This is a genomic window from Halopseudomonas sabulinigri, assembly GCF_900105255.1.
GTDB classification, from domain to species: Bacteria; Pseudomonadota; Gammaproteobacteria; order Pseudomonadales; family Pseudomonadaceae; genus Halopseudomonas; species Halopseudomonas sabulinigri.
In genome coordinates this window covers 3545016-3563359 of sequence record NZ_LT629763.1, presented here as the reverse complement: position 1 = coordinate 3563359, position 18344 = coordinate 3545016, and the positions used below count along the sequence as shown (strand labels likewise).

Genomic DNA, 18344 nt, shown 5'->3' with positions numbered 1-18344 from the left:
GCAGCCCAAGGCGGGAAACACACCGTTACCCATTATTGGGTATGGCGCTGGACACTCTCGCCCGGAAATCGTGCGCACTGGTGAGTTACGCAGCACAACCCGCTATACTTCACCGCTCAGCGATCACAGATGAAGCACCATGCCCAACTTTGATTACATAGCCTCCGCGCGCCGCACCATCGGCCTGGAGCGCGACGCCGTAGACTCTTTGCTACAGCGTCTGGACAAGCATTTTGAGACTGCCTGCGACACGCTTCTCGCCTGCACCGGCCGTATCGTCGTTACCGGCATGGGCAAATCCGGCCACATTGGCCGCAAACTGGCCGCTACCCTGGCCAGCACTGGCACTCCGGCGTTTTTCGTCCACCCGGGTGAAGCCAGCCATGGCGATATGGGCATGATTACGCCGAGCGATGTGGTTATCGCGCTATCCAACTCGGGCAACACGGCCGAGGTCGTCACCCTGCTGCCGCTGATCAAGCGCATGGGCGTGCCACTGATCACCATCACCGGCAACCCCGCCTCAACCATGGCGCTGGCCGCCGTCGCCAACCTCGACACAGCAGTAGAACAAGAGGCCTGCCCACTGAATCTGGCGCCTACCTCCAGTACCACAACTGCCCTGGTGATGGGCGATGCGCTGGCCATCGCACTGCTCGAAGCACGCGGCTTCAGCGCTGAAGATTTCGCCTTCTCGCACCCCGGCGGCAGCCTCGGCCGCCGCCTGCTGTTACTGGTAGACGACATCATGCACAGCGGCGACACCATGCCCCTGGTCGACCAGCAAACCTCGCTGCGCGACGCGCTGCTGGAAATGACCCGCAAGGGGCTGGGGCTGACCGGCGTGATCGATGAACAACAGCAACTGGTGGGTATTTTTACCGACGGCGATCTGCGCCGCACGCTGGATCAAAGCATCGACTTTAATGCGATGAGGATTGCCGATGTGATGACGGCCCACTGCAAGACCGCACGCAGTGGTATGCTCGCCGCCGAAGTGCTGAAGATCATGGAAGATGCGAAAATCAACGGCCTCTTTGTCGTCGACGCCGAAGGCCTGCCCGTCGGCGCGCTGAACATGCACGATTTGCTGCGCGCAGGAGTAGTATGAACCAGACCCCGAAACAACTGACCGAGCGCGCTCGCGCCATCCGCTTGGCTATCTTTGACGTCGATGGCGTACTCACCGATGGCCGTCTGTTCTTCATGCCCGATGGCACCGAATTCAAGTCGTTCAACACCCTCGACGGGCATGGCATCAAGATGCTCATCGCCTCCGGCGTTGAAACCGCGATCATCAGCGGCCGCAAGTCGCCGCTGGTCGAGCGCCGCGCCGCGGCACTGGGCATCCAGCACCTTATCCAAGGCCGCGAAGATAAGCTCACTGCACTCGGCGAGCTGCGCGAACGGGTGCCGGTCGAACTGGATGAAATCGCCTTTCTCGGCGATGACCTGCCCGATTTACCCGTAATTCGCCGGGTTGGCCTGGGCATCGCCGTGGCCAGCGCCGATGGCTTTGTGCGCAAGCATGCACACGGCGTGACGCTGGCTAACGGCGGCGCGGGGGCGGCGCGCGAGTTCTGTGAGCTGATCATGCAAGCGCAAGGCACACTCGAAGCCGCGCAGGCTGCCTACCTGTGAAACTGAGCGTACCGCGCTACCTGCTAACCGGCCTGCTGGTACTGCTGGGTGTCGTGTTGGCGCTGAGCATGGGCTACTGGAACATCCGCCCGGCCAGCTTCGCGCCGACCAGCAGCCAGGCAGCAGCGCGGCCTGACTTCTATATCGACAATGCCCGTATCCAGGCGTTGAACGAACAGGGCAAAACCACATACGAGCTGACCACCACCCACGCCATCCACCAGGTCGAGGATGGCAGTACGCACCTGGAGCAGCCCAAGTTATTGTTTTATCGAGGCGAAGAGCCTGCACCCTGGCTGCTTGAAGCCGACGAAGGTCTGGTAACTGAAAAGGGGGATCGCGTTGACCTGAGCAGCAATGTACTGCTGCAACAGGAGATCGCCAATCAACCGACCCGCCGCCTGACCTCTTCTGCCCTGACGCTGTTTCCGGCGCGCGATTATGCCGAAACAGATCAAGAGGTTAAAATCGAAGCTGCGCGTAGCGTAACCACCGCCACGGGCATGCAGTTATTTCTCAATGACGGCCGCCTGCAGCTGCTGTCCACCGTACGAGGCCAACATGAGGTGCGCTAAATCCCTCTTTGTCATGTCGCTGCTGCTCTATCCAGCCGCGTCCGCATTCGCCCTGCCAAGCGACAGCGCCCAGCCCATTCGCATTCAAGCCAATGCTGCCACGCTGGACGACAAGCGCAACACTGCGGTTTACACCGGCAACGTCATCATCACCCAGGGCAGCATGCGCCTGACCGGTAGCCGCGTTACCCTGACCACTGATGCCAATGGCGAGCTGAACAAGCTGGTGACCCAGGGCGGCCCGGCTACCTATCAGCAGACGCCGGAGGCCAACAAGGCGCCGGTCAAGGCGCGCGCCCAGACCATCGAATACCACGCCGCCGATGAGCGCGTCGTGTTGATCGACAAGGCCTTCCTCGAACAGTCCGGCAATACCTTTCAGGGTGACTACGTCAGCTACGACATTCCCGCCCAGGTGGTTGATGCTGGGCGCAACAGCAGCAGTGGCGCCAGCGGCGCCGAGAGCAACGGCAATGGCCGCATCGAGATCACTATCCAGCCCCGCAGTCGCGGCGCCGAAAGCGCCGCACCCGCCGAAGACGCCAGCGAGCCCGCCGCACCATGAGCACATTACAGGCCCGTAATCTGGCCAAGGCCTACAAGGCTCGCCAGGTCGTGAAAGATGTCTCTGTCGCGATCGACAGCGGCGAAGTGGTCGGCCTGCTGGGCCCCAACGGGGCCGGCAAGACCACCTGTTTCTACATGATTGTCGGGCTGGTCAAATCTGACCAGGGCGCGGTGCAGATCGATGATCGCGACATCACCGCACTGCCGATGCACGGCCGCGCGCGCGAAGGTATCGGCTACCTGCCACAGGAAGCTTCGATCTTCCGCAAACTCACGGTTGCCGACAACATCATGGCCATTCTGGAAACCCGCAAGGACCTCAACGCCGAGGGCCGCAAGGGCAAGCTGGAATCACTGCTACGCGAGTTTCACATCCAGCACCTGCGTGACAATCTGGGCATGAGCCTGTCCGGTGGCGAGCGGCGCCGCGCTGAGATTGCCCGCGCATTGGCAACCGACCCGAGCTTCATTCTGCTCGACGAGCCCTTTGCCGGCGTTGACCCCATTTCGGTCAGCGACATCAAACAGATCATCCAGCACCTGAAAGACAAGGGCATTGGCGTGCTTATCACCGACCACAACGTGCGAGAAACGCTGGATATCTGCGACAAGGCCTATATCGTCAACGAAGGCCACATAATCGCCGAAGGTGACGCCGATACGGTATTGGCCGATCAGACGGTCAAGGACGTCTACCTGGGCCACGCCTTCCGGCTATAAAACGGCAAAGGTTTCAGGCATGCTACAAAACAACATGAGCCCGAGCGGCCTCGCTAACAGTTTGATCAAGCGCACAAGGTAATTCGCCACACAATGAAACCCTCGCTCGTCCTCAAGATGGGGCAGCAGCTGACGATGACTCCGCAGCTGCAGCAAGCCATCCGACTGCTACAGCTATCCAGCCTCGACCTCCAGCAGGAGGTGCAGGAAGCACTGGAGGCCAATCCCATGCTGGAGATGGCCGACGACGGCGACGACGATTACAGCGCCGGCAGCAATGATGCCAACGACAGCGACAACACCGGGGACGATACCTCGGTCAGCGTGCCCGAACCCGTCTCGCTGGATGCCATCGACCAGCACAGCCAGCCCGAACAGGACGGTAACTGGAACGAACAGATTCCCAACGAGCTGCCGGTCGATACCCAATGGGAGGACGTCTACCAGACCTCAGCCAGCTCCCTGCCCAGCCAGGATGAAGAGGATTGGGACTACACCTCGCGCACCGGCACCGGTGAGACGCTGCAGAGCCATCTGGAGTGGCAGCTCAACCTTATCCCGATGTCGGAAACCGACTATGAAATTGCCATCGCGCTGATTGATGGCATCAACGCCGACGGCTACCTGGAAGAATCCCTGGACGACATTCTCGCTTCACTGCCTCCCGAAATGGAGGTCGAGATGGACGAGATCGAGATGGTGCTACACCGTATTCAGCAGTTCGAACCGGTTGGCATTGGCGCACGTGACCTGCGCGAGTGCCTGCTGCTGCAGATTCGCCAGTTGCCGGCAGATACCCCCATGCTCGAGCAGGCCACGCGGGTTATCCGTGACCACCTGGAACTGCTTGGCAGCCGCGACTTCAGCCAACTGATGCGCCGCAGCAAATTGAAGGAAGACCAGCTGCGCGACGCCGTGGCGCTGATTCAAACACTGAACCCCAGGCCCGGCGGTGAAATTGCCTCCGGCGAGCCGGAGTACGTGATCCCCGACGTTATTGTGCGCAAGGACAACAACCGCTGGCTGGTTGAGCTGAACCAGGAGTCCGTACCCAAGGTGCGCGTCAACGGCCAGTATGCTTCCATGGTCCGCCGCGCCGACTCCAGTGAAGACAACACCTACCTGCGCAATCACTTGCAGGAAGCGCGCTGGTTCATCAAGAGCCTGCAAAGCCGCAACGAAACCCTGATGAAAGTCGCCACCCAGATTGTCGAGCATCAGCGCGGCTTTCTGGAACAGGGTGAAGAAGCCATGAAGCCGCTGGTATTGCACGACATCGCTGAAGCCGTTGGCATGCACGAGTCGACCATCTCGCGGGTAACCACGCAGAAGTTCATGCACACGCCGCGCGGCATCTTCGAACTCAAGTACTTTTTCTCCAGCCATGTCGGCACCAGCGAAGGCGGCGAATTCTCCTCTACCGCCATTCGCGCGCTGATTAAAAAACTGGTTGCTGCAGAAAACCCAAAGAAACCATTGAGCGACAGCAAGATCGCTGGTTTACTGGAAGAACAAGGCATTGAAGTGGCCCGCCGGACCATCGCAAAATACCGCGAATCGCTCAATATCGCGCCCTCGAGCGAACGCAAGAGACTGGTTTAAGCTGTCAAGGAACATACAGTGGCACCACCGGGTGACGCCCAGTCACCCAGCAACATCAAGCCAATCAGGAGAAGCCGTATGCAACTGAACATTAGCGGTCATCAACTCGATATCACTGACGCACTGCGCGATTACGTCACTGAAAAAATGGCCCGCCTGGAGCGGCATTTTGACAAGATCACCAACGTCCAGGTAACCCTTGAAGTCGAAAAACTCCGTCAGAAAGCTGAAGCAACCCTGCATGTCGCCGGTGGCGAAGTTGTCGCCCTTGCCGAGCATACCGACATGTACGCCGCCATCGACCAGCTCACCGACAAGCTTGACAGGCAACTGATCAAGCACAAGGAAAAACACATCGATCGCCTGCAAGGCGCCAACGACCGTTAACGCGAATCTCACCGCATAACCATGCAAATAGACCATATCTTGACCCCTGACCGCACCTTCTCGGGCGTTCAGGGGGGATCCAAGAAACGTGTGCTGGAGCTGATCGGCAAACTGGTTGCCCAGCACACCAACCTTGACCCAGATGCCATTTACGAAAGCCTGATTGCCCGCGAAAAACTGGGCTCCACCGGCTTCGGCAATGGCATCGCCATTCCTCACTGCCGCCTGGGCGACTGCCATCAGGCTATCGGCGCTCTGCTGCAGCTTGATGGAAAAATCGATTTCGATGCGCTGGACGGCCAACCCGTAGACTTGATCTTCGTCCTCCTGGTCCCCCAGGAGGCGACCGACCAGCACCTGCAGATTCTGAAAATGCTTGCTGGCAAACTGGATCAGGCCGAGCTGCGCGATGCACTGCGCGCCGCGCCCGACGCCCAGAGCCTGTACGATGTCATGACCGCCGGAGATGGGGGCTGAAGCCAATGCGTCTGGTTGTCGTCAGCGGCCGTTCCGGGTCAGGTAAAAGCACCGCTTTGCACCTGCTGGAAGACAATGGCTTCTACTGCATCGACAACTTGCCGGCAGGTCTGCTGCCGGAACTGGCCAAACAGGCCAGCCAAGCCGAGCTAAGCCTGCCTGCAGTGGCCATCAGCATTGATGCCCGCAACCTCGCCAGCGATTTGCAACGATTCCCTGAGCTGCTCAAACAGGTTCGCGATGCCGGCGTGAACTGTGACGTACTCTTTCTCGCCGCCACTGACGACGTACTGATAAAACGCTTCTCGGAAACCCGCCGCAAGCACCCCCTTACCGACAGCGAGCGCTCCCTGGCAGAAGCCATTGCCCATGAGCTGCGCATCCTTGAGCCAATCATTGACCTGGCAACGCTGAAGATCGACACCAGCCACCTCAACCTTTACCAGTTGCGCGACCAGATTAAGCAACGCTTGCTGGGCAGTCAGGGCAGCACACCCTCAGTGCTGATCCAGTCATTCGGCTTCAAGCGTGGAGTGCCGGCCGATGCCGATTTGATCTTCGACGTGCGCTGCCTGCCCAACCCCTACTGGCGCCCAGACCTGCGTGCGTTTTCCGGCCGCGACGCGCCGGTGCGCGAGTATCTGGATCAGCAGCCCGATGTTGAAGAAATGTACCAGGACATTCGCCAGTTTCTAAAAAAGTGGCTGCCGCGCTACGCGGCTGGAGAACGCAGCTACATGACCATTGCGATAGGCTGCACCGGCGGCCACCATCGCTCGGTCTACCTCGCTGAGCGCCTGGTGAAAGAGCTAGGTACTAGCACGCCCAACCTGTTGATTCGCCACCGCGACCTGCCCTGACATGCCAACCACCCGCGTAGAAATCATCAACAAGCTCGGCCTGCACGCACGCGCCGCAGCGAAATTCGTTGGCGTTGCCAATCGCTACGGCTGCCAGGTGCGAGTGGGACAGGACGAAGAGAGCCTGCAGGTCGACGGCAAGAGCATCATGCAGGTGATGATGCTCGCGGCGAGCAAAGGCAGCGAGATCTGCATCAGCTGCGAAGGCGAGCAGGCCGAACAGGCGCTGGATGAGCTGCTTGCGCTGATCAATGACTATTTCGGGGAAGGGGAGTAAGGGCAAGCTGCAAGCTCTATCAGGGTGCTGCAGTGGTATCGTCCACCAAGTGATATTCAGGAAATGGTGCTCTCAAGGCGGCTCCGACAGCAGGCCGACCCACACACCAGGCCAGGCCTGAATAGATATATACCCACCAACACCCTGATTCCAACCACTTGTGAGTTGCTTGTAGCTTGCAGCTGGCGCCGCTAGGCGCCCCCTACCGTCATGCCATCGACCAACCAGCTACCGGTCAGATAACTACCGCGACGCTCCAGATCATTACCCACGCAGCGCAGGTTGGCGTACATGTCACGCAGGTTGCCGGCGATGGTCACCTCGTTGACCGCGTGTTGAATCTCACCGTTTTCAACCCAAAAACCGCCAGCGCCGCGTGAATAGTCACCGGTGACACCATTAACACCCTGCCCCATCAGCTCGGTGACCAGCAGACCGGTGCCCATTTCCTTGAGCAGCGATTGCAGGTCACCGGCGTTGCTGGTGACCTGCAGGTTGTGCACGCCCCCGGCATTGGCCGTACTGGGCATGCCCAGCTTACGCCCGGAATAGGTCGAAAGTATCCAGCTACTCAGCCGCCCCTGATCAATAAAGGCTTGTTCACGGGTCGCCAGACCATCGCCGTCAAAAGCTGCACTGCCCAGCCCACGCAGCTCAAACGGCCGCTCCTGCATGGTCATCCAGTCCGGGAACACTGGCTCGCCGAGGGCATCCAGCAAGAAGGTTGACTGGCGGTATACCGCGCCGCCGGAGATGGCGCCCAGCAAGTGACCGACCAGGCCCACCGCCTGATCCGCCGCAAACAGCACCGGCACCTTGGCCGTTTTCACCGGTTTCGGGTTCAACCGCGACAAAGTACGTTCCGCCGCCTTGCGTCCAATCTCCTGCTCACTTGGCAGCCGCGCAGCAACCCGGTCCACCGCGTACCAGTAATCACGCTGCATGCTCTGTTCAGTACCGACAATCAACACAGCCGCAGCGCTATGCCGTGTGCCCATGGAGCTGCCGATAAAGCCGTGGCTGTTGCCGTACACGCGACAGCCCTGCTGGGTGCTGACCTGAGCACTGTCAGTACTCAGACGCGAGTCCACCTCCAGCGCAGCCGCTTCCAGCAACAGCGCCTTGTCGATGGCCGCCTCGGCACTGATATGCCAAGGATGAAACAAATCAAGATCCGGTATTTGCTGCGCCATCAGCGCAGCGTCAGCCAGGCCCGCGCTTGGGTCTTCGGAAGCATGGCGGGCAATCACCAGCGCGGTTTCCACCGCCTTGCGAATCGCTTCGTCTGAGGTGTCCGAGGTGCTCACCGAGCCTTTGCGTTGGCCCAGATACAGCGTGATGGCAAAGCCCTGGTCACGGTTGAACTCAACCGTTTCTACCTCACCTTTACGCACCCCGACCGACAGCCCGGTACTTTGACTCACGCCCACTTCGCTGGCAGTGGCGCCCTGACGACGGGCCTCATCAACGATAAAGGCCACGCGCTGTTCCAGGCTGGCACGCAGCGCTTGTGGGTCCTCGGATTGCGTCGCAATTGGTGCGGTCATAGTTCCTCCATGGCAATGCATTCCATTGTAGCGGCCTTGCGCCGCCGCCGACCACAGTGGATTACCCCGGGCAAGCCAGAACGGGTATCATAGGCCGGTATCGCCCTCTCCCAGAGCAACTTTCTACAGGCACGCCATGACCGAGTTTCACGAAGACGAATCCCTCGAACCCATTGACGAAAGCAAGAGCAAAAGCCAGATCAAACGGGAAATGGATGCCTTGCAGGAGATGGGCCGACGCCTCATAGCGCTCAAGCCTGAGCAACTGAACAAGCTGGAGCTGACCGACAAGCTGCGCCTTGCCCTGGCCGAGGCTCCGAAACACACCGCTCGGGGTGCTCTCAAGCGTCACATGAGCTTTGTTGGCAAGCTGGTACGCGACCAGGATACCGATGCCATTCAAACCTACCTCGACCTGATCGACAGCAGCACCCAGGCGCATGCCCAGCATTTCCACCAGATGGAACGGTGGCGAGACCGCCTGCTGACTGGCCGGTCCGATGAGCTGGAGTTGTTCATGCTCGCCTACCCGACCGCCGACCGCCAGCACATCCGCCAACTGGTACGCCAGGCCAATAAGGAAGCCGAACAAAACAAGGCACCCTCAGCCGCGCGTAAGCTGTTCAAGCTTATTCGTCAGTTGGCCGATAGCGCCAAAGGCCTCTGAATCCGGGCGGTACTGCGTCACAGACGAGCGCGCCAAACCGTGCTCAGGTTGGCACTATGCGAAACGGGCTGCTAGGTTTTAAGACACGCGTCTTTAACCTGCAGAGGATAATGCTAAGTGAGCCTTGCCCTTGAACTGCCCCGACTCGAGACAGCCCTGCGGCTACCGACTCAGGATGAGCGCCAACAACTCTTGCACGGATTGCTTCAACCACAAGCACGCATCGACTCAAAATATTTCTACGATGATCTCGGCTGTGAGCTATTTACCAACATATGCCAGCTAGACGAGTACTACCCCACCCGTACCGAAGCCCGGATATTTGCGGAAAACCGCGATGCCATAGCCGCACAGTTGCCACGCAACCTGCAGTGGATAGACCTGGGGTGCGGTGATTGCGGCAAGACCTTGCAATGGCTGAACGTGCTTCAGCCTGCGCGCGTCATCGGGGTCGACATCGCCGGTGAATTTCTGCAGAGCTCGATGATTGCCGTTGCCCAGCAACACCCTCAGCTCGAGTGCATTGGGGTGGTCAACGACTTTACCCAGCACCTTGATCTTCACGACCTGCTGGCAGAACGTCCCGGCAACCCTCCCGTGTTTTTTTACCCTGGCTCCTCCATCGGCAATTTCGAGCCCCGCGCCGCCATGCGCTTTCTGAGACGTATAAGGGCCCACTGTGGAGAGCATGGTCGATTGCTGGTCGGAGCAGACCTGATCAAGCCAAAAGCCATTCTGGAGGCGGCTTACGATGATGCGCGCGGCGTCACGGCGGCGTTCAACCTGAACGTACTCAACGTGGTCAACCGCGAGCTGGATGCGGATTTCCAACCGGAACGCTTCCGCCATTTCGCGCATTTCGATGCAGCACATCGCCGCGTCGAGATGCATCTGGTCGCGAAAGAAAAGCACAGCGTCAGCTTGGGTCGCCACACCCGACGCTACTTCGGCACAGATGAGCACATACTGACCGAGTACTCCCACAAATACAGCCTGGATGAGTTCCGCGCGCTGCTCGCAGCGAGCGGTCTGCGCTGCAGCCACTACTGGACCGACCCGCAAGACTGGTTTGGCGTTTTTCTGGCTGAACCGGCATGAACCACCAAGCCAGAGAGAGCGCAGCCTGCAGCCTCGAGTTCAGCTACGCGCAAACGCGTGCGTACTCGCTCGAACTGATACGCGGCCTTAGCGCGGAAGATTGTCAGCTACAGTCCATGGCGGACGCCAGCCCATTGAAGTGGCACCTGGCGCATACCACCTGGTTCTTTGAAACCTTTGTGCTTGGCGCATTAGCGTCACCGCCGGCCCCTGTCGATCCGCGCTACAAGGTGCTGTTCAACTCCTACTACATCGGTGTCGGCGAGCGCCATCTGCGCGCGGAACGAGGCCTGTTGTCACGCCCCTCGCTGGACGAGGTGCTGCACTATCGCCAGCAGGTTGACCAGCAGATGCAACGACTCTTGGGCAACCCGCAACAGCTTGCGCCTCTGGCCGACCTGGTAACGCTGGGGCTGCAGCATGAGCAGCAGCACCAAGAGCTAATGCTCACCGACCTGAAACATCACTTTTCCTGCAACCCCTTGCAACCGGCCTGGCGCGATCGCACTCCCGAACAACAATCCGCCGCAGCCACCGCACGGCACCGTCAGTACCGCGCCTTTGCCGGCGGGCTATGCGAAATCGGCGCCACTGAAAACGGCTTCAGCTACGACAACGAAGGTCCACGTCACCGCGTCTGGCTGGAACCCTTCCAGCTCGCCGAGCGTAACGTCAGCAATGGTGACTTTCTCGCCTTCATCGCTGACGGCGGTTACCAGCGACCCGAGCTGTGGCTCTCCGACGGCTGGGATTGGGTCAGCCAGCAGGGCGTGGCCTCACCACTGTACTGGCAGCACGCAGATCAAAAGTGGCAAGCCTTCACCCTGGCTGGCCTGCAACCGCTAAATCACGCAGCGCCGCTATGCCATGTCAGCCTATATGAAGCAGATGCCTTCGCCCGTTGGTCGGGCGCCCGCCTGCCGACCGAAGCCGAGTGGGAACACGCAGCCCAGAGCGCACCTGATCTGGCAGGGCTGTTTGGCGAGGTATGGCAATGGACCAACAGCGCGTACCTTCCCTACCCTGGTTATCAGCCAGCAGCTGGCGCGGTGGGCGAGTACAACGGCAAGTTCATGATCAATCAGATGGTGCTGCGCGGCAACTCCTGCGCGACCCCGGCGGGCCACAGCAGAAACACCTACCGTAACTTCTTTCCTGCCGCTACGCAGTGGCAGTTCAGCGGGCTGCGCTTGGCGCGCGATAGCTGAGCGCTCGACAATAAAAAAGGCCGCTCCGGATAACCGGAGCGGCCCTTCTATTCGCAGCAAGGCTGCGCGCTGGATCAGTAACCCAGTGCGAAGTGCTCTGCGTCCATCTCCATCAGGTTGTCGGCCCCGGACAGCATGCTTTCAACGTGAGTGCGGGTACGCGGCAGAATGCGCTGGAAGTAGAAGCGCGCGGTCTGCAGCTTGGCCTTATAGAAGGCCTCCTCGGAAGTACCTTCAGCCAGTTTGGCTGCAGCTACCCGCGCCATGTCTGCCCAGAAGTACGCCAGGCAGGCATAGCCGCTGTACATCAGGTAATCAACCGACGCAGCACCGACCATTTCACGATCCTTCATGGCAGCCATACCCACTTTCATGGTCAGCTCGCCCCACTCCTTGTTCAGCTGTGCCAGCGGCGCAACAAATTCGGAGATGGAGTCGTTACCCTCGTTGTTCTGGCAGAACTTGTGCACGATCTTGGTGAAGCCCTTCAGCGCTTCGCCCTGCGTCATCAGTACCTTACGGCCCAGCAGGTCAAGAGCCTGAATGCCGGTGGTGCCTTCGTACAACATGGAGATGCGCGCGTCGCGAACGTTCTGCTCCATGCCCCACTCAGCGATAAAGCCATGACCACCGTAGATCTGCACGCCGTGGTTGGCTGCTTCAAAACCCACTTCGGTCATGAACGCCTTGGCAATCGGCGTCAGCAGCGCCAGCAGTGCGTCAGCCTGCTTCTTCTGCTCGGCATCCTGGCTGTTCTTGACGATATCGACCTGCTTGGCGGTGAAGTAAACCATGGCACGGTTGCCTTCAGCGAAAGCCTTCATGGTCAGCAGCATGCGACGTACATCGGGGTGCACGATGATTGGATCAGCAGCCTTGTCGGGTGCCTTAGCACCGGTCAGAGCGCGCATCTGCAAACGATCACGGGCGTACTGAATACCACCTTGGAAACCGACTTCAGCGTGGGCCAGACCCTGCAAGGCAGTACCCAGGCGCGCGGTGTTCATGAAGGTGAACATGCAGTTCAGGCCTTTGTTCGGCGGACCGATCAGGAAGCCGGTAGCGGCGTCGAAGTTCATAACGCAGGTGGCGTTACCATGAATACCCATCTTGTGTTCCAGCGAACCACAGCTTACGCCGTTACGCTCGCCCTTCTCGCCATTGGCGTCGGGCAAGAACTTGGGAACGATGAACAGGGAGATACCCTTGGTGCCAGCCGGTGCATCGGGCAGGCGGGCCAATACGATATGGACGATGTTCTCGGCCATGTCGTGCTCACCGGAGGAGATGAAGATCTTGGTGCCGGAAATCTTGTAGCTGCCGTCAGCCTGCGGCTCAGCCTTGGTGCGCAGCATGCCCAGATCAGTACCACAATGGGACTCGGTCAGACACATGGTGCCAGTCCACTGACCAGAAACCAGCTTGGTCAGATAGGTGTGCTTCTGTTCGTCGGTGCCGTGCTCATCCAGGGTATTCATCGCACCGTGGGACAGGCCGGGGTACATACCCCAGGACCAGTTGGCCTGACCAACCATTTCGCTGATCGCCAGACCCAGCGACTCGGGCAGACCCTGACCACCATGGTTGACGTCATGCGCCAGACTCGGCCAGCCACCTTCAACGTACTGCTGATAGGCTTCTTTGAAACCGGTAGGCGTAGTCACGCCATCAGCGCTCCAGGTACAACCTTCACTGTCGCCAGCGCGGTTCAATGGGGCGATTACCTGCTCACAGAACTTGGCGCCCTCTTCCAGGATGGCATTGACCATGTCGGGCGTTGCGTCTTCGCAACCAGGCAGGCTCTGGTAATGCTCTTCATAACCCAGAAGCTCGTCGCGAACGAAACGGATATCACGCAGGGGGGCCTTGTAATCGGGCATGGTGCTTGACCTCAACAGTAGTATCAGATGCAAGGGCAGCCGAAGCTGCATTTGGTACTGCAAAACAGCACTTTCAAACATGTGTTTGAAACATACGTTTACGCCAAATGAAAGTCAACCCCTCCCTGAATGTCGCATCATAAATAGTTGTGAACATACACCGCAGGAAGTAGTGGCCACCGATCGCGTGGGGCCAGGTTAAAGCAGAAGGGAGTACGCCCGGGGTCAGGCGCTCAGACTGATCGCTGAGTCAGCGGGGCTGGCAGAGATTGCCACATCGCGGTAAAGCGAAAGATCTCGCACGCGGCCCGCCTCAGCTGTCGCCCCCTCATCAGCCTCTTCGCCCGACTCAATCTCGCTGTTGTCGTCGGATGCCGCTTCACCTTGTCGTGCCTTGTCCGGCTGCTGGGTTGCCAACTCGGCCCTGGCCTGAGCAATCGCCTGCCCCGCTTGGGCAGCTACCGAACGATCCTGCCCGGACGGTTCAGCCGGTGCCAGTGCGGCGCGACGGACCTGCTCCATCTTTTCGATGGTCGCCTGCGGGTTCCCGGGAATGGGCGAGGTATCGATGCCTACCTCGCCACCCACCGCATAGAGACGCCCGTCGGGACCACGATCATAGTCATACTGCACGGCACCGGCATATTGCCCGCCGACTGACATGTGCGCTTGCTCGTGCGTGCGCACCTCGCGGTCACGCGCCGCCAGTTCACGGATTTCCTGCTGTGTTGCCTGCAGCTGCTGGGCCTCGGCGGCGGCCAGCTGAGCGCGCTTTTGCTGCTCAAGGTCGGAAGTTTCTTCGGCAGGTGCAGCGTCGCCTTGCTCAGCCTTGGTCGACGCGGAGGCGCTGGCTTCATCCACCGGCGCGAAGCGGGTAGAAACGCCAGTCGAGGGCACAGTCAGGTTGGCCGATACGACGCCAGTTACCGGTGCCGGTACAGGCGCAGGGGAATAGGAATAAGCGCTGAACGCGCCGATGTTTGTCATTGCTCAGACCTCTAGAGTCTGCAGGCAGACGAACTCTGACGTGCCAGGGATGGCATAGGCGTCAGACAGTTACGTCAAGCAGGGTGCCCAAAACCTCGTCGGCGGTATCGATTACCGAGGCGCCGACCTCTGCCTCCTGACGTCCCCTTTGCAATTCAACCAGACTGTCTACCAGGTTGACCGGGCGTGCGCTTTCTACCGGCGCGCTGGACACGGCCTGACCAGTGGCCGGCTGCGTGGGCGTAGCCTGCGCCGTTACCGGATCGACGGAACTGCCCAGGCGAGCAATATCGGAAGCCGCGTTGGAAACGCGATTCTGTCCCTGACGCACACTGGTCAGGCCAGATGAAATCAAGTCAAGGGTAGCCATGGCACAACCTCAGATGTAGAGAGCCTGCTTACATTCAAGCACAAAAGGCCAGTATTGAGTATCACCACCGGTCAGTTCAGACCAGCGGGGTAACATCCAGATGGGCAGCCACCGACGCCGCATCGGCACTCTCCAGGCGAGGCACGCGGCCCAGCAGCGGAGCTTTGATCAGTTGTTGCAGGGTTGCCAGATTCTCATCCGGCCGGCTCATGTCAGGGTCAACATGATTGGCCACCCAACCTGCCAACTGCAGACCGTCGGCCGCGATGGCCTCGCAGGTCAGCAAGGCATGGTTGATACAGCCCAACCGCATACCCACCACCAATACCACCGGCAGCTTCAACTCAACCGCCAGCTCAGACAGCAGCTCGTCGTCATTGAGCGGTACGCGCCAGCCACCCGCACCCTCCACCAAGGTCAGGTCGCGCTCGCGGTCAAACACCTGCAGGCAGGCACCCGCCAAAATTTCCAGGGTGAGCGCCGCGCCCTCTTCTTTGGCAGCAATGTGCGGCGCGATGGCCGCCTCCAGCGTAATCGGATTGATAAGTTCGTAGGCCAGCGCCGGCGAGCACTCAGCCTGGAGCGCCAAGGCATCTTCGTTGCGCAGCCCGCCGCTGGTGCGCTCACAACCCGCCGCGACCGGCTTGACAGCTGCCGTGCTCAAACCGCCCACGCGCGCGGCATGTAACAGCGCTGCGGCGATCGTGGTCTTGCCGATTTCAGTGTCGGTTCCGGTAACAAAATAGCGTTTGGACATGCTTTACTCCATCAAACCTGATCAAGGCCCTTGAACAACAGAACCTGCGCCACTTGATAAGTCGCCGGCAACCCGGCAGCCTGACGTTGCACTTCATAGGCGGCGGTCAACCCGCGCAAGCGCGCCCGCCCCGTCAAGCCACTGGGGCGCCCGGCGTTAAGATTGTGCGCCCCAAGCGCTTTCAGCTCATGGGTTAGCTCACTTAACTGACCATAGTGCAGCACGTGCGACTCTACCTCACAGTGCCAACGGGCAAACCCGGCCTGGGCCAGCATCAGTTGCAATTGCGTTAGCGGCATAAAGCGATTTACGTGCACAAAACCATCCACGGCCAGCCAGGCATCGCGCAGTTCGCCCAAGGTACCTTCCACCAAGGTGTTGAACGCCATACAGCCGCCAGGGCGCAGCACGCGGAAGGCTTCCGCCAGGGCCTGCGGCAAATGCGGACACCATTGCAGCGCCAGGCTGGAAAACAGCAGGTCCTGACTGGCAGAGCGCAAGGGCAGGTTCTCCGCGTCCGCGGCTACCCAATCCAGCGAGTCCGGGCTGCGGTCGCGCGCATAGCGCAACATGCCCTCGGCAATATCGAGCCCCAGCACGGGGCGGCCAAATCGCTCGGCCAGGGCGCGGGTAAAAAAACCTGTCCCGCAGCCAATGTCAGCCAATTGACTCTGGAAGGGCGGATCAGGCAAACGCGCCAGCAGGTTGTTGCCGACACTGCGCTGCAGCTCGGCCACCTGGTCGTAGGTGCCGGCAGCGCGGCTAAAGGAGGCTGCGATCTGGCGCTTGTCGATTGCCTCGCTGCTCACGCCTGCTGCACCCAATCGGCAATCTGCTGCGCTAACCACTGTGGTTCCTCCAACGGCAACGCATGGCTGGACTGCGGATGTACAGCTACTCTCGCCTGCGTATTAAGCGCCTGCAGTTCAGCCGCCACAGCCGCCGGAACCAGGGCATCCTGCGCCGCCAGAATGTGCAGTACCGGCTGTTCGCAGCGACGCAAATGAGCGCGGTTATCCAGCACCCCCAGCAAGGCCAGGTGGTTCAAACGCTGTAGCGGGTCGGCGTCAGTCCATTTCAGCTGCCGGCTTAGCTCGCGCGGCTGCGCCGCACCCTGTGTCACCAGCAGCGCAAAGCGCTTACGAATTTTCTCCGGGTTCTCGCGCGCTTCGCTGAAGAACGCCTTGAACGTGTCGGCTGGCATGGCTTCTGGCCAATCAGCACGCGCCGCGAAACAGGCGTTGCTGGCAATCGTCACAACCCCGCAGAACCTCTCTGGATAACGCCTCAGCAGCTGAACAGCGAGCACGCCGCCCAGCGACCAACCCACCAGCCAGCCGGGAAGCAAGCTGCTGGCCAGCTGTTCGAGGTCTGCCTCCAGATTCGACATCTGCATCGGCGGCAGCTCATGATTGATCAGGCTGTAGTCTGGCAGGCTGCCCTGCAACGCTTGTTGCAGGGCAGCAAGATTGCTGGCGGCCAATGACCAGCCAGGTAACAGATTAATGGTGTTCATGGATCTTCTCTTCGTCCGGCAATGCTGCTAGGGCAGCTTCCAGCGCCTGCAGCAACTGCGCCACATCATCTTCACTGTGCGCGGCGCACAGGGTTACCCGCAACCGCGCTGTGCCGCGCGGTACCGTTGGCGGGCGGATAGCGGTCACCAGAATACCGCGCTCCCGTAGTGCTGCCGACAACGCCAGCGCGCGATCGCTACTACCAACCAGGATGGGTTGTATCGGGGTCGGACTATCCATCAGTTGCAGGCCCAGACCGGCAGCACCAGTGCGGAAACGCTTGATCAACTGCTGCAAGTGGCTACGCCGCCATTGCTCTTCCCGCAGCAGCTGCAGGCTTTTGAGCGTGGCACAGGCGACTGCCGGAGGCTGACTGGTGGTGTAAATATAGGGGCGGGCAAACTGAATCAGACTTTCAATCAGCTCCTCGCTGCCGGCAACAAAGGCGCCAGCGGTGCCAAAAGCCTTGCCCAGGGTACCGACCAGCACCGGCACATCATCCAGCCCCAGCCCATAGTGCTCGACGATGCCGCCGCCCTCTGCACCCAGACAGCCGAAGCCGTGCGCATCATCCACCATCATCCAGCCGCCGCGCTGGCGAGTCTGAGCGCAGAGCGCCGGCAGGTTGGCGAGATCACCATCCATACTGAACACACCATCGGTCACGACCAGGGTGTTACCGGTTGCCTTGTCCAGACGTGAGGCAAGGCTCGCAGGGTCGTTGTGCAGATAACGTGAGAAACGCGCGCCACTCAACAGGCCCGCATCGAGCAGCGAGGCGTGATTGAGACGGTCCTCCAGCACGGTATCGCCCTGCCCTACCAATGCCGTCACCGTGCCCAGATTGGCCATGTAACCGCTGGACATCAGCAAAGCACGTGGGCGGCGGGTAAACACTGCCAGCGCCTCTTCCAGTTCGTGGTGTGGCGCGCTGTGCCCGACCACCAGGTGTGAAGCGCCGCCGCCCACGCCCCAACGCTGTGCGCCGGCCACAAAGGCGTCGATCACCTCGGGATGATTGGCCAACCCCAGATAATCATTGTTGCAGAACGCCAGCAGCTCTTCGCCATCCACTCGCACGCGTACGCCCTGCGGGGCATCCAGCAGGGGTCGGCGGCGATAGAGATGGGCAGCCCGGCGCTCGGCCAGGCGGGCAGACAGGTCAAAGGGCACGCGGAACACTCATTCGGGGTGAAGCGGCGAGCTT

21 protein-coding genes are annotated in these 18344 nt (G+C 60.3%); 13 read left to right on the top strand and 8 right to left on the bottom strand.

From position 1 onward, the window contains the following. Positions 1 to 139: 139 nt before the first annotated feature. From BLU26_RS16195 to BLU26_RS16150, 10 genes are all read left to right on the top strand, one after another. The gene (locus BLU26_RS16195; protein ID WP_092287890.1) at positions 140 to 1111 is read left to right on the top strand and encodes a KpsF/GutQ family sugar-phosphate isomerase; all 972 of its coding nucleotides are present in this window, start codon (positions 140 to 142) and stop codon (positions 1109 to 1111) included. Beyond that, on the top strand, positions 1108 to 1641 hold the full coding sequence (locus BLU26_RS16190) for a KdsC family phosphatase (RefSeq protein WP_092287889.1): 534 nt from the start codon (positions 1108 to 1110) through the stop codon (positions 1639 to 1641). The genes BLU26_RS16195 and BLU26_RS16190 overlap by 4 nt, the downstream gene beginning before the upstream one ends. Further along, the gene (gene lptC / locus BLU26_RS16185; RefSeq protein ID WP_092287888.1) at positions 1638 to 2216 is read left to right on the top strand and encodes an LPS export ABC transporter periplasmic protein LptC; all 579 of its coding nucleotides are present in this window, start codon (positions 1638 to 1640) and stop codon (positions 2214 to 2216) included. Before BLU26_RS16190 ends, lptC begins: the two co-directional genes overlap by 4 nt. Then, positions 2203 to 2781, top strand: coding sequence for a lipopolysaccharide transport periplasmic protein LptA (lptA, locus tag BLU26_RS16180; RefSeq protein ID WP_092287887.1), 579 nt, complete (start codon positions 2203 to 2205; stop codon positions 2779 to 2781). Before lptC ends, lptA begins: the two co-directional genes overlap by 14 nt. Next, positions 2778 to 3503 (top strand): LPS export ABC transporter ATP-binding protein, encoded by a 726-nt coding sequence (gene lptB / locus BLU26_RS16175; RefSeq protein ID WP_092287886.1) that lies wholly within the window; start codon positions 2778 to 2780, stop codon positions 3501 to 3503. The genes lptA and lptB overlap by 4 nt, the downstream gene beginning before the upstream one ends. 93 nt (positions 3504 to 3596) lie before the next feature. Beyond that, entirely contained in the window at positions 3597 to 5105 is a 1509-nt protein-coding gene (locus BLU26_RS16170) for an RNA polymerase factor sigma-54 (protein WP_092287885.1), read from the top strand. Positions 5106 to 5183: 78 nt separating this feature from the next. After that, a complete protein-coding gene (gene hpf / locus BLU26_RS16165) occupies positions 5184 to 5492 on the top strand; it encodes a ribosome hibernation promoting factor (RefSeq protein WP_092287884.1) in 309 nt (102 codons plus the stop codon). A gap of 21 nt (positions 5493 to 5513) precedes the next feature. Further along, complete coding sequence (gene ptsN, locus BLU26_RS16160) at positions 5514 to 5969, top strand: PTS IIA-like nitrogen regulatory protein PtsN (protein ID WP_092287883.1); 456 nt, start codon at positions 5514 to 5516, stop codon at positions 5967 to 5969. Between the two features lie 5 nt (positions 5970 to 5974). Then, complete coding sequence (gene rapZ, locus BLU26_RS16155) at positions 5975 to 6829, top strand: RNase adapter RapZ (protein WP_092287882.1); 855 nt, start codon at positions 5975 to 5977, stop codon at positions 6827 to 6829. A gap of 1 nt (position 6830) precedes the next feature. After that, positions 6831 to 7106, top strand: coding sequence for an HPr family phosphocarrier protein (locus BLU26_RS16150; protein WP_092287881.1), 276 nt, complete (start codon positions 6831 to 6833; stop codon positions 7104 to 7106). Between the two features lie 191 nt (positions 7107 to 7297). On the opposite strand, the gene pmbA is transcribed toward BLU26_RS16150, so the two are convergent. Continuing rightward, positions 7298 to 8653, bottom strand: a complete 1356-nt coding sequence (pmbA, locus tag BLU26_RS16145) for a metalloprotease PmbA (protein ID WP_092287880.1) — start codon at positions 8651 to 8653, stop codon at positions 7298 to 7300. 136 nt (positions 8654 to 8789) lie between these two features. On the opposite strand from pmbA, the gene yjgA reads away from it, so the two are divergent. From yjgA to egtB, 3 genes are all read left to right on the top strand, one after another. Beyond that, the gene (gene yjgA / locus BLU26_RS16140) at positions 8790 to 9320 is read left to right on the top strand and encodes a ribosome biogenesis factor YjgA (RefSeq protein WP_092287879.1); all 531 of its coding nucleotides are present in this window, start codon (positions 8790 to 8792) and stop codon (positions 9318 to 9320) included. 117 nt (positions 9321 to 9437) lie between these two features. Beyond that, positions 9438 to 10418, top strand: coding sequence for an L-histidine N(alpha)-methyltransferase (gene egtD / locus BLU26_RS16135; protein ID WP_092287878.1), 981 nt, complete (start codon positions 9438 to 9440; stop codon positions 10416 to 10418). Then, positions 10415 to 11626 carry an ergothioneine biosynthesis protein EgtB gene (egtB, locus tag BLU26_RS16130; protein ID WP_092287877.1) on the top strand — a complete coding sequence of 404 codons (1212 nt, stop codon included), beginning with the start codon at positions 10415 to 10417 and terminating at the stop codon, positions 11624 to 11626. The genes egtD and egtB overlap by 4 nt, the downstream gene beginning before the upstream one ends. 74 nt (positions 11627 to 11700) lie before the next feature. Here the strand turns inward: egtB and BLU26_RS16125 are convergent, their stop codons facing one another. From BLU26_RS16125 to bioF, 7 genes are all read right to left on the bottom strand, one after another. Then, a complete protein-coding gene (locus BLU26_RS16125; RefSeq protein ID WP_092288530.1) occupies positions 11701 to 13506 on the bottom strand; it encodes a phenylacyl-CoA dehydrogenase in 1806 nt (601 codons plus the stop codon). Between the two features lie 225 nt (positions 13507 to 13731). Then, positions 13732 to 14493, bottom strand: a complete 762-nt coding sequence (locus BLU26_RS16120; protein WP_092287876.1) for a putative metalloprotease CJM1_0395 family protein — start codon at positions 14491 to 14493, stop codon at positions 13732 to 13734. A gap of 61 nt (positions 14494 to 14554) precedes the next feature. After that, complete coding sequence (locus BLU26_RS16115; protein WP_092287875.1) at positions 14555 to 14863, bottom strand: hypothetical protein; 309 nt, start codon at positions 14861 to 14863, stop codon at positions 14555 to 14557. A 76-nt stretch (positions 14864 to 14939) separates the two neighbouring features. Then, entirely contained in the window at positions 14940 to 15620 is a 681-nt protein-coding gene (gene bioD / locus BLU26_RS16110) for a dethiobiotin synthase (protein ID WP_092287874.1), read from the bottom strand. An 11-nt stretch (positions 15621 to 15631) separates the two neighbouring features. Further along, entirely contained in the window at positions 15632 to 16429 is a 798-nt protein-coding gene (bioC, locus tag BLU26_RS16105) for a malonyl-ACP O-methyltransferase BioC (RefSeq protein WP_092288529.1), read from the bottom strand. Beyond that, the gene (locus BLU26_RS16100) at positions 16426 to 17136 is read right to left on the bottom strand and encodes an alpha/beta fold hydrolase (protein ID WP_092287873.1); all 711 of its coding nucleotides are present in this window, start codon (positions 17134 to 17136) and stop codon (positions 16426 to 16428) included. Before BLU26_RS16100 ends, bioC begins: the two co-directional genes overlap by 4 nt. Continuing rightward, a complete protein-coding gene (bioF, locus tag BLU26_RS16095; protein ID WP_092287872.1) occupies positions 17123 to 18310 on the bottom strand; it encodes an 8-amino-7-oxononanoate synthase in 1188 nt (395 codons plus the stop codon). Before bioF ends, BLU26_RS16100 begins: the two co-directional genes overlap by 14 nt. Positions 18311 to 18344 lie beyond the last annotated feature (34 nt).

Excerpts from the sequence above, each read along its gene's own strand:
- rapZ (WP_092287882.1), top strand. The coding sequence starts at position 5,975 with ATGCGTCTGGTTGTCGTCAGCGGCCGTTCCGGGTCAGGTAAAAGCACC.
- bioD (WP_092287874.1), bottom strand. The coding sequence starts at position 15,620 with ATGTCCAAACGCTATTTTGTTACCGGAACCGACACTGAAATCGGCAAG.
- ptsN (WP_092287883.1), top strand. The coding sequence starts at position 5,514 with ATGCAAATAGACCATATCTTGACCCCTGACCGCACCTTCTCGGGCGTT.
- BLU26_RS16115 (WP_092287875.1), bottom strand. The coding sequence starts at position 14,863 with ATGGCTACCCTTGACTTGATTTCATCTGGCCTGACCAGTGTGCGTCAG.
- egtB (WP_092287877.1), top strand. The coding sequence starts at position 10,415 with ATGAACCACCAAGCCAGAGAGAGCGCAGCCTGCAGCCTCGAGTTCAGC.
- BLU26_RS16195 (WP_092287890.1), top strand. The coding sequence starts at position 140 with ATGCCCAACTTTGATTACATAGCCTCCGCGCGCCGCACCATCGGCCTG.
- BLU26_RS16150 (WP_092287881.1), top strand. The coding sequence starts at position 6,831 with ATGCCAACCACCCGCGTAGAAATCATCAACAAGCTCGGCCTGCACGCA.
- BLU26_RS16120 (WP_092287876.1), bottom strand. The coding sequence starts at position 14,493 with ATGACAAACATCGGCGCGTTCAGCGCTTATTCCTATTCCCCTGCGCCT.
- BLU26_RS16100 (WP_092287873.1), bottom strand. The coding sequence starts at position 17,136 with ATGAACACCATTAATCTGTTACCTGGCTGGTCATTGGCCGCCAGCAAT.
- lptB (WP_092287886.1), top strand. The coding sequence starts at position 2,778 with ATGAGCACATTACAGGCCCGTAATCTGGCCAAGGCCTACAAGGCTCGC.
- BLU26_RS16125 (WP_092288530.1), bottom strand. The coding sequence starts at position 13,506 with ATGCCCGATTACAAGGCCCCCCTGCGTGATATCCGTTTCGTTCGCGAC.
- BLU26_RS16170 (WP_092287885.1), top strand. The coding sequence starts at position 3,597 with ATGAAACCCTCGCTCGTCCTCAAGATGGGGCAGCAGCTGACGATGACT.
- pmbA (WP_092287880.1), bottom strand. The coding sequence starts at position 8,653 with ATGACCGCACCAATTGCGACGCAATCCGAGGACCCACAAGCGCTGCGT.
- hpf (WP_092287884.1), top strand. The coding sequence starts at position 5,184 with ATGCAACTGAACATTAGCGGTCATCAACTCGATATCACTGACGCACTG.
- lptA (WP_092287887.1), top strand. The coding sequence starts at position 2,203 with ATGAGGTGCGCTAAATCCCTCTTTGTCATGTCGCTGCTGCTCTATCCA.
- BLU26_RS16190 (WP_092287889.1), top strand. The coding sequence starts at position 1,108 with ATGAACCAGACCCCGAAACAACTGACCGAGCGCGCTCGCGCCATCCGC.
- yjgA (WP_092287879.1), top strand. The coding sequence starts at position 8,790 with ATGACCGAGTTTCACGAAGACGAATCCCTCGAACCCATTGACGAAAGC.